This is a genomic window from Myxococcales bacterium, from assembly GCA_016716835.1.
Taxonomy (GTDB): Bacteria; Myxococcota_A; Polyangia; order Haliangiales; family Haliangiaceae; genus JADJUW01.
Genome location: JADJUW010000001.1, coordinates 3,247,818 through 3,262,583, shown reverse-complemented (window position 1 = coordinate 3,262,583; position 14,766 = coordinate 3,247,818). Strand labels below are relative to the sequence as shown.

The following is a 14,766-nucleotide window of genomic DNA, read 5'->3' as shown; positions in this document are numbered from 1 at the left end:
CCTGGGCCGAGCTAGCAGCCGCCGCAATCAATCGTAACTCGAAGCCGACTGCCGCCAACGCGGTAGGGAGGAACTATCACACCATTATATAAGTGCGTCATCGCCCCGGTGCACTGAACACATCATTATGTAGGCAAATGCAGGCCAATGAGGGCAAAAATTGGCGTTCGCCGTCATGGCAGCGGACAATTATTTTTCGATGCAACGAACGCGCAGAGCCCCAACCAATCGCGCCACCAAATCGCTAGTGCCTAGAAAGCCGATAGCAACGGTGAGTCGCGTGTCGGTCTTAGAACGTCAATGGAGGTTTCGGCTATCCGCCGCCGCCATGGACGTCTTGATGCGACGAGCGTTGGTGCAAAACGAGGGCCGCAGCGACCGCGGCAGGTACCTGGGCACGACGATGGTCACGATTGATATCGCGCTTGCGAGCGATCTGGTCGCCGACCCGTGCAGCCCAGAAACCGCCGCCAAGTTGGCAGGCCTGATGGAACACGACCCCGGCGTGATCCGCATGATTCGTTCGCTGGCGCTGGCGGGCGCCGTCCGCACCGCGGGCTATAGCCTCGCGGCCGCGCACATGGATCTGAAGTTTCGCGCCAGCGGCACCAAGATCCTGATCGACGTCGATACCGAAACCGAGCGAAAGGCAGCGTAAGAGATGAGCGAAGCGTTAACCGAACTTTATAGCGTGCGGGAAACCGCCAAGATCTTTGGCATGTCCGAGGCGCGGCTGCGCTATTGGATGCAAACCGGCATCATCGCGGCCAGCGTGCGCCAAGGCGGACGCTTTTATTACACGTTTCGCGACATGGTGGTGCTCAAGGCCGCGCGCGACATGATGGCGGCCGAGGTGCCTGGCGAAGCCGTCCGCAAGCATTTGCTAACGCTCGCCAAGATCTTGCGCGACCATGGCACTAGCGGCGAGCAAATGCGCATCTGCTGCGACGGCGAGGTCTTGGTCGCGGTGCACGACGATCGCCCGTTTGAGTCGCTTTCCGGTAAGATCATGATCGCGTTTTCGCTCGCCTCCTTGCGCGAGCACATCGCCGAGACGCTGCGCGATCGCACCGCGCCCGATATCGACGAGGCTGGCGTCATCGCCCCCGGCGACCGCGAGGCCGTGCCCTCGGTCTACGACGACCGCCCGACCGATATGATGTCGGTCGGCTCGGCCTACACGGCTTTTACCGATGGTCTTACGGCCGAGGCGGCGGGCAACCTCGCGCTTGCCGAACATAAATACCAACACGCGCTGGCGATGCAGCCAACGTTTACCGCCGCCATGACCAACCTTGGCAATATTCGCTATGCGCAAGGAGACCTGGCCGCGGCGCGCAAGCTGTATCAACAGGTCTTGGCGCTTGAGCCTGAACATCCCGAAGCGCGCTTTAACCTCGCCACCGTGCTCGAAGACGCCGGCGAGCTTGAGCACGCGCTGAGCGAATTGCGTCGCGTCGTCGTGACCTCGCCGAACTTCGCCGATGCACACTACAACCTCGGCCTCTTGCTAACCAAGCTCGGCAGCAAGCGGCAGGCGACGCGCTGTTTTGAGCGCTATCTCGAACTCGACCCACACAGTGAGTGGGCGGCCAATGCGACCTCGGCGCTGCGCAGAGGCGCCGCGTCGCATGGGGCTGCAGGCTCCACCTCGGCATAAGCGAGGCGCAATCACCTAACGCGCGCAGGCGTCTACCCCCTGGGGAACTTGTCACCACCAGCGGTGACAAGCCCCTCAGTTGCGGCGCACCTCGTGGCCTGCGAGCATGCTTGCATGACCTCGCACTTCGCATGCTTCCGCGCCGCGCTTCTGGCCGCGCTATGCCTGACCTCGGCCTGCACGCTCGGCGCGATCGACGTAGATAATGCGCCTGGCAACGAGCCCACCGACGGCGTCGTCGATCCGGATAATCCAAACGATCCGGACAACCCTGGTAGTCCTGGCAATCCTGGTAATCCCGGCGCACCGGTCGCGGGTGAACCACCCGAGCTTGCCGGCATAACCGCGGCCCATAACGCCACCCGCGCCGACGTCGGTCAAGCGCCGCTGCAATGGAGCAACGAGCTCGCCACGCTCGGCGCTGGCTTCATAGCGGACTGCGTGTGGGGTCACAGCAGCGGCGGCGAACGCACCAACAAGGCTGGTTTTGGCTACGTCGGCGAAAACCTTTACATGTCGGGCGGTGGCCAAGTTTCCGGCGCCGGCGTCAATGGTGCGTGGGCGAGCGAGAAGCCTAACTACAATCCGTCGACCGGTCAGTGTCAGGGCGGCGTCTGCGGCGACTACACACAACAAGTGTGGAGCACGACCACGCACGTCGGGTGCGCCGCCAAGACGTGCCCGAACGGCAGCACCATCGTCGTTTGTGAATACGGACCAGGCGGCAACTACAGCGGCCAGCCGGCGTACTAAGCAGCTGGAGCGCCGCGCGCCTTACGCCGTCACCCACTCTTCGCTGCGTTGCCACAAAAGCGCCGCAAGGGTTTGATCATGCGCCAGCTCATTAGGTGCCGCAACGCGCTCCTTTGCGTAGTACAACCCGGTCTCGCCCGCGCAAGCGTTGGAGGTGGCGCAGTACAGCGTGGTTGCCGCGCCTTGCTCGTTGCTGATCATGCGCAGCATCATGAGCTTGCGAATCGGCCACGGCACGCGCTTCCAAATATCAGAGGCCACCACACCGGGGTGGAGGCTATAGGTCGTGATGCCGCGTGGTGCGAGCTTGCGGCCAAGCTCTGCCGAGAACAGCACGTTGCACAGCTTGCTCACGGCATACTCTGGCATCCCGCTGATCGATTTGGTGGGCGCACGCAGCGTCTCAAACGGAAGGCCCTTGGCAGCTAGATGCGAACGACTGGAAACGGTTACGATGCGTCCGCCGTGATCGGCCACCAGCGGCAGCAACATCGTCGTAAATAGAAAATGCCCGAGATGATTGGTGCCAAACGCGAGCTCAAAGCCGTCGCGCGTTTGCCCGCGCTGGCCAGCTAGCCCGGCGTTGTTAATCAAGACGTCGATGGTGGCGCCCGTGGCCAACACCTGCGCCGCCCCCGCGCGCACCGAGGCGAGCGAACCCAAGTCCATCTCGACGACGGTGGGCGCCGTGCCACCGCTGCTGACGATTTGGTGCACCAGGCCGTCGGCTTTTTTCGGCGTGCGGCACGCCAGCGTTAGCCGCGCGCCGCGTCGTGCCAACTCCAGCGCCGTAGCCTGCCCAATGCCCGCGGTTGGGCCGGTGATGACGACGTGTTTCCCGTGCATATTCATGCCGCGTCAGTAACACAACCGGCGCGGCCCCAAGCGTCGATGGCACTTAGGAATCGTGGCCCGGCACCCGCACGTCGTGCGCGAGCTGCGCCACGCACGCTGCAAAATCGTTGGGCAGGGGCGCCGTCACCAACATGCGTGCGCCCGTGTGCGGGTGGGTAAACGCCAGCGACTCGGCGTGCAACGCCAGCCTCGCCAGGCCGTAATGGGTGCGAAATAGGCGATTGTACGGCCCCTTGCCATAACGGACGTCACCGATCAGCGGACACGAGACGTGCTTGAGATGGCGCCTTATTTGGTGCGTGCGACCCGTATGCGGCACCGCCTCTACCAAGGCATAGCGACCCCAGTCGTGACGCACGGCGACCGTGGTGCGCGCGGCCTGCACCACGCCATCTTCATCTTGCAGCGCGTGGTCAATGTCGCCGGCCACCGGCACGCCGCGCGTCAGCGCGACATACGTCTTGGTAAATTCGCCAGCCGCGAGCGCGATGCCGAGCACCCGCGCGGCCTCACTTGACAGCGCAAACAACACCACGCCCGAGGCGCCCCGATCGATGCGATGGATCGGATACACGTATTGGCCAAGCGTATCACGCACCGCTTGCAAGAGCGGCAGGCCATCATTGGCCCAGCCGCGATGCACCACCATGCCGCTGGGCTTGGCGACCGCTACGACATAGTCGTCGCGAAAGCGCACCGCCTCTGGCGCAAGCAACGGCGAGCGCGACAACGCTCGCGCCTACGGCGCCACCGCGTGGCACTTTTTGTATTTTTTGCCTGAGCCGCACGGGCAGGCATCGTTGCGGCCTGGGGTCTCGGCCGCCTTGACAACTGTGCCTTGGCGTTCGCCTGGTCGCCGCTCGCTTACCGCCGCGTCAAGGGCCTCGACCACCACCTGCAGGGGCTCGATGAGCGCCGTTGCCGTCGCCTCGGTCATGGCCGCCTCCCGCACGTCTTCCTCAATGAGCTCGGCAAACTTGCTACAGATGTGCGGTTGGCGGGCGCGCACGACGCTGGCGATGCGCTCGTGCACCGGCCTCCCCGCAAGCACGGGCTCCGCCGCCAACGCGGCTGCGATCTCCTCTTTGGCCGCGGCCAGGTTTGCGTCGGTGACGCGCGGCACCGTCGACGAATAATGATGGTCAAACATCGACCAGGCCAGGGTCATGTAAAACACCCCCGCCTCGCCTGTAGCCGCATCGTGCGCCGTGCTGAGCTGGGCGCCATACTGCAAGATGAGCGGCTGCTCGCGCTGCAGGCGCTGCGCGATCTTGTTCATCGCGCCGCGATCACCGCGTTTGTCGAGGCGTAAAAACGTCGCAATCGTAGTTTCGACGGCCTGAGGCGAGACCAAGCTATTTGACATAACGGCGCATTTTGGGCCGCCGACGCGCGGTGGTCAAGAGCAGCAACACCACACCGCTCAGAATCCACGAAAAACCACCAGGCGTCCGGCCGCCATCACACGACAAACACCCGTTAGGTGTTTCGGGCAGCTTGCCGTCGGTCAGGCGCACCGCGCCCAGCGCATGGAACAGCACGGCCGCGCGCGCCTCATCGCCTTTGACGTTTTCGAGCGGAAAGCTAAAAAAGACCGAGGCCCCCGGCACCGCAACCGCCGCGACGCCACCTTGGTAACGCATCACCCCGCGGCCGGCGCCATTGCCTTTGATCCAATCCATGGCGCCGCTCTGGTGGGCCCCCCAGCTAGTGTCGCGCACGTCGACCTCGACCAAATCGGTCCAGCCTATATAATCCGTTGAGCCTGAGGCGATATCGGCGGTCTCGGCACCCGCCGCATACGCGACGCCGAACCGGGCTAACATGCTGGGCGACATGCGCGAAAGCTGCTGCGCTAGCGTGCTACCGCTGACGATGACGTGGCCGCCAGCGTCGAGATAGAGCCCTAAGAGCACGCGGCTATCGGCGAGCATGGCGTCGCCATCGTCACCCGCCAACCAAATGACCGTTTCATAGCCTGCTAGCGCCACCTCGCCGCTCGTGACGGCGTCGAGGGTCGCGCTATCGAACGGTTCATCCAGCTGCGTCAACGCCGCGCCCAGCCGCGCGACATAGCTGCCATTATTAATCGCGGGCTCGTCTAGGCGATCGACCACATCGAGATCGCGCGACGCATAGTCGACGCGCCGCGCCTGCGCCGCGTCAAGTCGGTTATAGCCGTACACCACCAGCGCCCGGCGCAACCCGGCGCCGGCGGCGGGCACAAAGCTTGGATCATAGCTATACGCGCCTAGCACTGGCGATGGTCGGGATTCGCCGCCGTCGTTGACCGCAGCCACGCGCACGTAAACAGGGCCCGACGCCAACTGGTCGGTGAGATCAAAATTGTACGCGGCGGTCTCTTCGCCATCATTAAACGCATACCCATCGCGCGAGAGGTACACGCGATAGGCGTACGCCGCATCACCACCGCCTGGGGCGTCCGCCGGAGGCTGCCAACTCAAATACGTCAGGCCTTCGCTGGTCACAATTCGCAACGCGCTCGGTGGTTCGGGGGGCAGTTCGAGCGTGCGCCCATCTTTTTGTGCAAAATACTTGGCGATGCCTTGCGCCATGGCGCGCGCCGCGATGCGCCTAAATGCCGGTTCGCGCAGCGCATTGGCATCGGCCTCGGTAGCGTGGAAGGCGACCTCGATCAGCGCCGATGGCATTTCATCGTTGTGATCGGGGTTGAGCTCGCCAAAGTTGCCCGTGTACTTTTTAAGATCGCCCCACTGCGAGTCCCAACCCGCGCGTAGGTCGGCGACGAGCTCGTCGTGAATGAGGCTGGCAAGCTCGATCGACCCTGGCACGCCGGTGGCCTGTTCGATGGGCTTGTAACTCTGCGTGCCGTAGGCAAAGGACTGCGTGCCCTCCGGCCCTTCCGGCGCATTGGTGTGCCAGGCCACATACACCGCATCCTCGCCATACTCATGGTCCCACGCGGCGAACCGCGGCCGCGATACAACGTCGCTGGTCTGATCGGTCGAGCGGGCGTTCCACACCTCGATCGGCGCGCCGAGAAACTGCGTGTTGTAGCGCGCCGCTTCTTCAAACGCCGGCGCCCCCGAGGTGCTGCCATTGCGCTCGATGCGCGCGCTGCCGCCACCGAGCCTTACCGCATCGCCAGTGATGGTGCGTGATTCGTCTGCCGAATCCGCGATGAGTCGGACTTCCGCCGGGGCATCTTTGCGAAAGAAATGGCGCCCGAGCAACACCCACGTGCCGCCGTGACGGCGTTGATCAACCAGGTAATGGGTCTCGCCGCCGGCGTGGCGAACGACATAGTGGGCATCGGGTGCCGCATTGAGTTCTTGCGTCCAGCTGACGTAGACGTTGAACTCCCCATCGGCAGGCGCGTTCACCGTCCAGCTGGCGTACTTGCCAAACGAGCGCGCCAAAAACCGCTTCGACCCACCGAGCTCAAACGGGTTGAGCTCCCCCTGCAGCGGCATGATGGGCGTGGCCCAGCCCGCCGCGAGCGCATCCGTCTGCCAATCATCGGACATAAAAAAGCCCGGATCTTCGTCGTCGACAATGACCATGGCCGGGCTTGGATCGGACTCGCGAATCGGCACGACATAGGCGCCCATGCGCTGCAATTCCGCGATGAGGTGTTGTGAAATTACCTCAGTGGAAATCAGATCTTCGATCAGGCCCCATGAGTTGCCGCGCTGAGTCGTCCACCAATCGCTCGAATGAAAAAACCAACCGTGCCCTGCGGAGAGGTAGACCGTCTTGCCCATGAGCGTGCCGAATTTGGGCGCGCCCAGGATATTGCGCTCGTCGCGACGACCCGCGCGCACGCGCCGGACGCCGGCATCTGGCTCGGTTGGCGCGGGCGCCAGCCGTCCCGCGACAGGCGGCAGGCGCGGGCCAACATCTTGCTGCTCCGCCAAGCAGGTGTCGCCGGATTGAAACAGCAGCGCGATAATTTGATGAAGGACCATATGGAATCAGCTACGCGCCAGATTCCAAGCAAATTACCAAATTCGAGCCGCTCTGGCTACGCCGACTTTGTGGCCGCCGTTGGATCTAGCAATATCGCTACGATCGCTTGCATGAGCCGCGCGGTTTCTTCGGCAATGGCGCCGGCTACCGCAGTTGCCATCAAGGAGAAGTCGATGCCTTCGGCTGAGGCAGCGGTCGACGCGACCCATTGCGAAATGGTTGGGTCGATCGTTGCGCCGGCACCGCCAGCGTTCGCGCGCCACAACGCCTGTTCTAGATCGGTCGCGGCCATGGTCGGCAGCGCTTGCTGGCGGCCGACCTGCTCGAGAAACTGAACCAATAGCTGGCACGCAACATCGAGGCCATGCGCGTCGGCGTGCCGTGCCGTTAAGCGCGCGCGCACGAGGACCAGCAAGGCCGGTTGCGCGTGCGCCAACCACGCCATCGCCATGGCGCCTGACATCATGGTGGGTGATTTGCGGCGGGTGCGAAACGGTGCGCGCGCGGTGGCGGCGGCGCTCAAACTCGTTGTCGAGCTCGGCACAAAAAAGGAGGGGTGTGGCAAGGGTAGCGTTGACATCGGTCGATAAGTTTACCGTGCAACCAGGCCGGCGCAATTTATTTGCGGCGTCATGAGGCGAGCCTGGCGCAAACCACAGGATATAGTGGTGACACATGGCGAACCCTACATTCGAAGCGTTTTATATAGACGGTATCCGCACGCCGTTTGGTCGCTACGGCGGCGGCTTGGCGGGTGTACGCGCCGACGATTTGGCGGCGGTTCCCATCGCCGCCTTGCTCGCGCGCCACCCCGCCATCGCGGCGAGACTCGGCGACGTCATCATGGGTTGCGCCAACCAAGCCGGCGAAGACAATCGCAACGTCGCGCGCATGGCGCTCTTGCTCGCGGGGGTGCCCGTGAGCGTGCCAGGCATTACCGTGAATCGCCTATGCGGCTCGGGCATGCAGGCGATCATCGATGCCACGCGCATGGTCAAAACCGGCGAGGCGGACGTGGTCATCGCCGGCGGCGTCGAGAGCATGTCGCGCGCGCCGCTGGTGATGGGCAAGCCCGAGGCGGCGTATCCGCGCGGCAACCAAACGCTTTACGACACCACGCTGGGCTGGCGCTTTGTAAATCCTAAGATGACCGCGGCGCACGAAACGCTAGCCATGGGTGAGACCGCCGAACGCGTGGCGCAACAATGCGGCGTCACGCGCGAGGCACAAGATGCGTTTGCGCTGCGCTCACAACAGCGCGCCGGCGCGGCGCAGGCGAGCGGGCGCCTGGCGAAGGAAATTTGCCCCGTAACCGTGGGCGTCGATAAGAAATCCGGCAAGGCGATTGTCATCGACGCCGACGAGCACCTGCGCGCGGACACAACGCTCGAACAATTGCAGAAACTAAAACCCCTGTTTGCCAGCGGCGTCGCGGGTGTTGATCCAGCGCGAGGCTCGGTGACCGCAGGCAATGCGTCGGGCCTCAACGACGGCGCCGCCGCGGTAATCATTGCAAACGAGCGCGCGATCGCGGCGCTTGGGCTTACGCCCCGCGCGCGCTACGTCGCGGGTGGCGCGGCTGGCGTCGCGCCGAGCCTCATGGGCCTTGGGCCCGTGCCGGCCTCGCAGCACGTGCTGGCGCGCGCAGGCCTAACCGCAGCGCAAATCGATTTGGCCGAGCTCAATGAGGCGTTTGCGGCGCAGGCGCTGCCGTGCGTCGCGCAGCTTGGCCTTGATCCGGATAAGGTGAATGTCAATGGCGGCGCGATCGCGCTCGGACATCCGCTGGGCGCCTCGGGTGCGCGCCTCGTGCTGACGCTCGTTACCGAGCTTGGCGAGCGCTACGCCGCGGGCGCGAACGGCACGCGCTACGGCCTCGCCTCGATGTGCATCGGCGTTGGCCAGGGCATCGCCTCGGTGTGGGAGCGCGTGTAGCTATTGTAGAAGGCAGGGTGGTGGGCGCACATATCTTCCTGCTCGCGGATAGCGCCCCTCCGGAGCATAACGAGACCTCTGTGGTATCACCACCTTCGGTGCTTGCGATGCCGCCCTGCAATCTACGCTCGCGGAAGAGACGTGCGCCCACCGCCCTGCCCTTGTCCGCGACGCACCCGCCGACCACTTCCCGGAGCCCCGCTACTTCGACAAGATCACGGCGGCGTAGCGGCCTAACGGCAACGAAATGCTGCACGGCAAGCCATCGCGCGGCGTGGCGCTCGCGGCGACGCTGGTCGCGCCAACATTGCCGAAATCGCTGCCATACGCCGTCGCGTCACTATTAAATCGCACCTGCCATGTGCCGCAGCTGGGGACGCCGAGCTGATACCCGGTATACGCCTTGTCGGCAAAATTGAAGGCCACCACCACGTTGCCGGCGTCGGCCGCATCATACCACCGGTGCATGGCGATGACCTTGTCGACGTCGTTGACGTGAAAGACGTCGCTGCGGTCGCCGGTGAGGCCGCGCGTGGTGTCGGCGAGGTTGCGGCGCAGCGCGATCAAATCGCGATACAGCGCGCGCACGGCGGCAAACGTCTGGGCGCGCGACCAATCGAGCGGATCGTCGTCGCGAAAATAGCCATCTTCGAGAAACTCTTGGCCTTGGAACAGCATGGGAATCGCAGGCGCCGTAAGCACGAGCGCGGCGCCGAGCATCGAGCGCTTACGCGCGTGATAGCCTGCTGGGTCGTTTGGCGCGATCATCACCGGCAGCCGCTGCTTGCCGTTGGCAACCTCGTCATGGTTTTCAGTATAGACCACGCGCGCAAATGGCGCGCCGGCTGCGCCTCCTCGCAAAGCCTCGGCGACTACCGTCATCGAACGCTGGCCATCTTCAGGGGCGACGAGCACGGCATGGATGGGGTGAAAGAACCCGCCATCCCATTGCGCATCAAAGCCCGCGCCGCCTTCGCCAGTGGCCTTGGTCAGCCAGGCATCGCCTTGCAAATCTTCCGCGATCATGATGCGGCCAGAATACTGCGCGTCGACGCGGTCGTTGATCGCCTGCAGCAGCCACCAGCCCTCGGGCACATCCGTGCCGCTCGCGTTGCGGATATTCACCGTCGAGTCAAACCGCAGGCCATCGACGTTGTACTCCTCAAGCCACATCATGACGTTGTCGGCGATATAGGCCCGCACCTCTTCGCGTCCGTAATCCGGACGAGGTCCCCAGCCGCTCTCGCGGCGCCAATCGGTGTAGAAATAGATGCCGCCATTGTCCTCGCCGAGGCAGGGCCCATCAAAGCACCACAGCGAGAGGTCTTGCGGCCCCCAATGGTTGTAAACGACGTCGACCACCACCGCGATGCCGCGCGCATGCGCCGCGTCGACCAGGGCACGAAAGTCATCGGGCGTGCCGTACCCGCTCTCAATGGCAAACGGATGCGCGCCGTTATAGCCCCAGCTATAGTCGCCAGCGAACTCTGCGATTGGCAGCAGCTCGATGACGTTGACACCAAGCTCGGCTAAATCGTCCAGCCGCGCCATCGCCGAGGCGAACGTGCCCGGCCCGCCACCGGGCGCGTCGTTAAAGCTGCCAATGTGCATCTCGTAGATGATTTGTTCGTTCCACGGCGGCATCGCGACGCCGCCATGCTGCCAGGCATAAGCGGTAGGATCGACGATCAGGCTGTGGCCGATCGAATTGGTCATCGCTCGGCCGCGTGGATCGGGCCGCGTCACGCCGCCGCCTTCGTGATGGATGACAAACTGATAGCCTTGGCCGACCTGCGCACCTGGCACGCTGACCTGCCACATGCCGCCCTCCATCGCGATCATCGGCGTGTCGGTCGCGTTCCACGTATTGAAGTCACCTTGCACAAATACAGCGGTAGCATTCGGCGCCCACAGCGAAAATGCATGCGCGGTTTTGTCGGGACCGCTCGGGACGTCGCTCGCATCGCGCCTAGCCGCGGGCCCCCCGCAGGCTGCCAACCCAAGCGCCAGCAAACTGCAAATCGAGCGCGGCATCATGGCGGTGGGTGTAAGTGTAAATCTCATCATTTGCAATCGCGCAATTGCGTGCGCCCCGCGCGCGGTACTTCATGGCAACCACACTTGCCACCGCAACGCCCGCCGTGGTCACATTAATAGGTGATAGGTCGTCATACCGAATTGGCCTCGTTTCATCGCCTTGCCGCCGGTTCCGCGGCGGTATGCATCTGGGGGCCAGCCGGCGTGGGCAAGTCGCATTTTATGCGCGCCCTAGCCAGCGAACTTGGCACGGGCGCGGTGCTCATTGACCTTGCCGACATTACCTCCGCCGAGGGCATGTTGGCGGCGACCGCGACCAAGCTTGGGATTAGCTGTGCGCCCGACCGCTCATGTGAAGACATCCTCGACAATGTCGCGGGCGCGCTCGCGCGGCGCTCGGCGGTGCTCCTCCTCGATGGGGTCGAAGACATGCAAGCGGTGCATCACGTGGTTCAGCGCTTGCTCGCGCTTTCGCCGCGTCCACGCGTCGCCGTCGCGGGGCGCGTCGCCATGCGCGAAGCCGCCTTGTTGAAGCTGACGGGCCTAACCCCACCAGACGCGGCGACCTTGGCGCAAGAGCTCGCCATGCATGCCGCTGCCGAATTGTCGGACGATGCCAAGCTGCTCGCGTTGCGCTTGGCGGCCGGCAATCCCGCGGCGCTTGAGCTCTTGGTTGGCACCGCCGCCGTCATCGGCTCGCCGCGCTTTGTCGAGGCGATCGAGGCCTTGCCGCTTTCGGTGTGGGCACGACGCAACAACGCGCAATTTGACGAGGCGCAACAGCTCGCCGGTGACACCGTCGACGTCGTGCTCGACGCCGTCACCTCAATCATCGATGAAGATGCGGTGCTCGCGGTTGCCGAACTCGCGACCTTTGCGGCCGCCTATATGCCGGTGTTTCTCGAAAACGACGCGACCAGCGCCTCCGAGGCGCGGGCGACCGCGCGCCGATGTGGCCTGCTTCAGCACCAACAGGATCGGTGGCTGGTGCCGACGTACGTCCGCGGCTTCCTCGATAGCTGGAGCGAACAGCACGGCTTGCGCGGCGAGCTGTGGCTGCGGCACTCCAATTGGGTGTGCGCGCGCCTCGCGCCTATTGCCGCCGCGGCGAGCACGGACCTCGCGGCGCGGCAAGAGCTGAGGCAGGCGGGCGCAGATCTCGTGCTCGTGATTCGCCGCTTCGACGGGCAAGGGCCCGCCGCCCGTGCGGCCTTTTTGTTGCATCCCTTGCTCTTTTTGCGCGGGCCCTACGAGATCAGCATGCTCGAATTCGATAGGGCCGTTGCGATGGCGCGCCCGCATCGCGGCAAGGACCTCGCGCTGGCCTTGGTGCGCCGCGCGACCAACATTCGTCATCGCGCCTTGCCAAGCCAAAGTATTCGCGATCTAAGCGAGGCGCTGGCCGCGTATCCCGGGGCGCCCTACCACCTGCGCTATCGCATCCACGTCGGCCTCGCCACGCTGCAGACCGAGGTCGGAGACCTCGCGATGGCGCGCCACCATATGCAGGTCGCCGCCGATATCGTGCGCGACGGCGGCACCGGCACCCACGACGTCGACCTCCGCGCCGATCTCGAATCGCTCGCGGTCTACGTCGCCTCAAGTGCGGGCGATTTCGACGCCGCCAAGCTGCATGCGCTCGCGGCGGCGCAAAACATCCGCCGCAATCCCGAACTTGTCGCCGAGGCGCGGCAAATTCTCGGCGAAGTCGGCGCATTGCAATTTGCCCGCAAGCCGCTCTATGAGCGCGAAATCGACCCTTTGCACTCACAGATCGAATTTCTCGCGCACATTGGTCTCGACGCGCTTCCCGAGCTCGACGGCATCGAACTCGACACGCCCTCGAGCACGACGTCGCCACCACCGATGCCAACGTTAGAATCGGCGCAAGCGTTGCTCGATTCGATGACCGCGCCGCAGTGGCAAGCCGGCGTCGCGCTGATCACCGTGTGCTGCGCGGTAGCCGAGGCACGCAGGACAGCGGCGGCCGGCGATGAATATCGCGCCGAGGCGCATCGTTCGGCGGCACGGCGCCGATTTGCCTTAATTACGCGCGATGCCTCGGTGTCGCTTGGCGCGCATATCGCCACCTCACGGCGGCTTTGGCCGCTCATCGTGCCTGCCGAGCTCGAGAACTTGCCGGCCCAACTCGTGATCGCGGCCGACGCGGCGTGGTTTGCCCGCAGCGGCTGGCCGCGCGTCGATATGAGGCGACGGCGCCTCTTGCGGCGCTTGTTGCAAACCTTGGTGCATCAACGCCTGTCAGACCCCGCCAAACCCGTCACGACGCGCGCCATGCTCGAGGCCGCCTGGCCGGGCGAAATGATCGCGGATCAATACCTGACGAATCGCCTCTACGTCGCCATCTCGACCATGCGTGACCTGGGCTTGGGTGAGCGGCTGGAAACCGTCGAAGGCGGCTATCGCTTGTACTACGGCAAAGAGCTGCAGATCGTGCCCGCGACCCCGTAGCGTGTTGGCGGGGCCTACGCCTGACCGCGTTACTTGACGTCGAGCTCTTTAAATAACGCGAGCGCGTCTTTCTTCAGGTCGTAGCCGGGCGCGAGCTTGCTGTGGCACGACTTGCAATCAAGGCTCGGCCGCTTGGCCTTGGCCGCCTTGGTCCATTTTTTCATCGCGTCCTTGGCGGCGCCCTGCCCGCCTTGTTTGCAAGCGTCTTCGACCAGCTTGGTTTCGAATTTCTTGGCCTTGCAGACGTCGGCCACGGCGGTAGCGGCTTGGCCAAGCGCGGCGACAATGACAACGGCGGCAAGCAAGCGAGCGATGGCGATCATGAAAACTCCTAAACTGATACTATGACGGATATAAGCGAAAAAGATTCAGTCTATGTATGACGAGGGGCCCGCCCTGGCAACAAGTTGATTTTACTGATTCTACTGATTTTGGCTGCGACCAAATGCATCACTGACCGCCTGTGCCGCCTCCTGCACGTTTGCCGCGCCGTTGACCTGCGAGATCACACAAGCCCCAGCTGCCCCGGCGAGAGCGATCTGTTCAAGCACGGCCAGCGCTATGCCGCCAATCGCGATCACCGGCACCGCGGCGCCGCTGGCGGCGGCGCGGCCGACGGCCTCCCGCAGGCCCTCGATGCCAACAACCGGATCAGGATTGCCCTTCGTGGTTGTCGCGAAAATTGGTCCAAAGCCAATATAGCTGGCGCCGCCGGCACAGGCGGCCTCTACCTGCGCGGCGTTGTGCGTTGAGATGCCGATGGCGAGCCGCGTGCCGACAAGCTGACGCGCCGCCGTGAGCGCCATGTCATCTTGCCCCAGATGCACTGCATCGGCCTCGGCGGCCAAGGCCAGATCAAGCCGATCATTGATGACCAACGCGGCGCCAACATGTCGCGTCAACGGCCGCAGCCATTTCGCCACCCGCATGATCTCACGCGGCGTCGCGCCCTTCATGCGAATTTGCAATGCGTGCGCACCTCCGGCGAGCAGCGCACGCGCAAGCGCTTCATCGTCGCGATCGAGGATCGCGTAAAAGCCCTGCCATGGCGCCATCCTCAAGCCATAGCACGGCGACGCGGACGGCGCAGCGAGGTAATCACG

At 64.2% G+C, this 14,766-nt stretch carries 13 protein-coding genes; 5 read left to right on the top strand and 8 right to left on the bottom strand.

Features of this window, described 5'->3' with window-relative positions:
• The first annotated feature begins 280 nt into the window (after positions 1–280).
• The 3 genes from IPL79_14565 (at position 281) to IPL79_14555 (ending at position 2,413) form a co-directional block, all read left to right on the top strand.
• The gene (locus IPL79_14565) at positions 281–658 is read left to right on the top strand and encodes a hypothetical protein (protein MBK9072201.1); all 378 of its coding nucleotides are present in this window, start codon (positions 281–283) and stop codon (positions 656–658) included.
• Between the two features lie 3 nt (positions 659–661).
• Complete coding sequence (locus IPL79_14560) at positions 662–1,660, top strand: tetratricopeptide repeat protein (protein MBK9072200.1); 999 nt, start codon at positions 662–664, stop codon at positions 1,658–1,660.
• A gap of 114 nt (positions 1,661–1,774) precedes the next feature.
• On the top strand, positions 1,775–2,413 hold the full coding sequence (locus tag IPL79_14555) for a hypothetical protein (protein ID MBK9072199.1): 639 nt from the start codon (positions 1,775–1,777) through the stop codon (positions 2,411–2,413).
• A gap of 21 nt (positions 2,414–2,434) precedes the next feature.
• Here IPL79_14555 and IPL79_14550 read toward each other — a convergent pair whose 3' ends face one another.
• From IPL79_14550 to IPL79_14530, 5 genes are read right to left on the bottom strand one after another with little or no spacing between them, the layout of a single operon-like run.
• Positions 2,435–3,265 carry an SDR family oxidoreductase gene (locus IPL79_14550; protein ID MBK9072198.1) on the bottom strand — a complete coding sequence of 277 codons (831 nt, stop codon included), beginning with the start codon at positions 3,263–3,265 and terminating at the stop codon, positions 2,435–2,437.
• 46 nt (positions 3,266–3,311) lie between these two features.
• Positions 3,312–3,998, bottom strand: coding sequence for a pseudouridylate synthase (locus IPL79_14545; GenBank protein MBK9072197.1), 687 nt, complete (start codon positions 3,996–3,998; stop codon positions 3,312–3,314).
• Positions 3,999–4,007: 9 nt separating this feature from the next.
• Positions 4,008–4,634 carry an SEC-C domain-containing protein gene (locus IPL79_14540; GenBank protein MBK9072196.1) on the bottom strand — a complete coding sequence of 209 codons (627 nt, stop codon included), beginning with the start codon at positions 4,632–4,634 and terminating at the stop codon, positions 4,008–4,010.
• On the bottom strand, positions 4,624–7,218 hold the full coding sequence (locus IPL79_14535; GenBank protein MBK9072195.1) for an N-acetylmuramoyl-L-alanine amidase: 2,595 nt from the start codon (positions 7,216–7,218) through the stop codon (positions 4,624–4,626). Before IPL79_14535 ends, IPL79_14540 begins: the two co-directional genes overlap by 11 nt.
• A gap of 56 nt (positions 7,219–7,274) precedes the next feature.
• Positions 7,275–7,799, bottom strand: a complete 525-nt coding sequence (locus IPL79_14530) for a hypothetical protein (GenBank protein MBK9072194.1) — start codon at positions 7,797–7,799, stop codon at positions 7,275–7,277.
• Between the two features lie 95 nt (positions 7,800–7,894).
• Between IPL79_14530 and IPL79_14525 the strand changes: the two genes are divergently transcribed.
• A complete protein-coding gene (locus tag IPL79_14525; GenBank protein MBK9072193.1) occupies positions 7,895–9,154 on the top strand; it encodes an acetyl-CoA C-acyltransferase in 1,260 nt (419 codons plus the stop codon).
• Positions 9,155–9,355: 201 nt separating this feature from the next.
• Here the strand turns inward: IPL79_14525 and IPL79_14520 are convergent, their stop codons facing one another.
• Positions 9,356–11,188: an alpha amylase C-terminal domain-containing protein gene (locus tag IPL79_14520; GenBank protein ID MBK9072192.1), complete on the bottom strand. Its 1,833-nt coding sequence runs from the start codon at positions 11,186–11,188 to the stop codon at positions 9,356–9,358.
• 123 nt (positions 11,189–11,311) lie between these two features.
• Between IPL79_14520 and IPL79_14515 the strand changes: the two genes are divergently transcribed.
• On the top strand, positions 11,312–13,663 hold the full coding sequence (locus tag IPL79_14515; GenBank protein MBK9072191.1) for an ATP-binding protein: 2,352 nt from the start codon (positions 11,312–11,314) through the stop codon (positions 13,661–13,663).
• Positions 13,664–13,692: 29 nt separating this feature from the next.
• Here IPL79_14515 and IPL79_14510 read toward each other — a convergent pair whose 3' ends face one another.
• Both IPL79_14510 and thiE read right to left on the bottom strand, forming a co-directional pair.
• Positions 13,693–13,986: a hypothetical protein gene (locus tag IPL79_14510; protein MBK9072190.1), complete on the bottom strand. Its 294-nt coding sequence runs from the start codon at positions 13,984–13,986 to the stop codon at positions 13,693–13,695.
• A gap of 99 nt (positions 13,987–14,085) precedes the next feature.
• Positions 14,086–14,718, bottom strand: a complete 633-nt coding sequence (gene thiE / locus IPL79_14505) for a thiamine phosphate synthase (protein ID MBK9072189.1) — start codon at positions 14,716–14,718, stop codon at positions 14,086–14,088.
• Positions 14,719–14,766 lie beyond the last annotated feature (48 nt).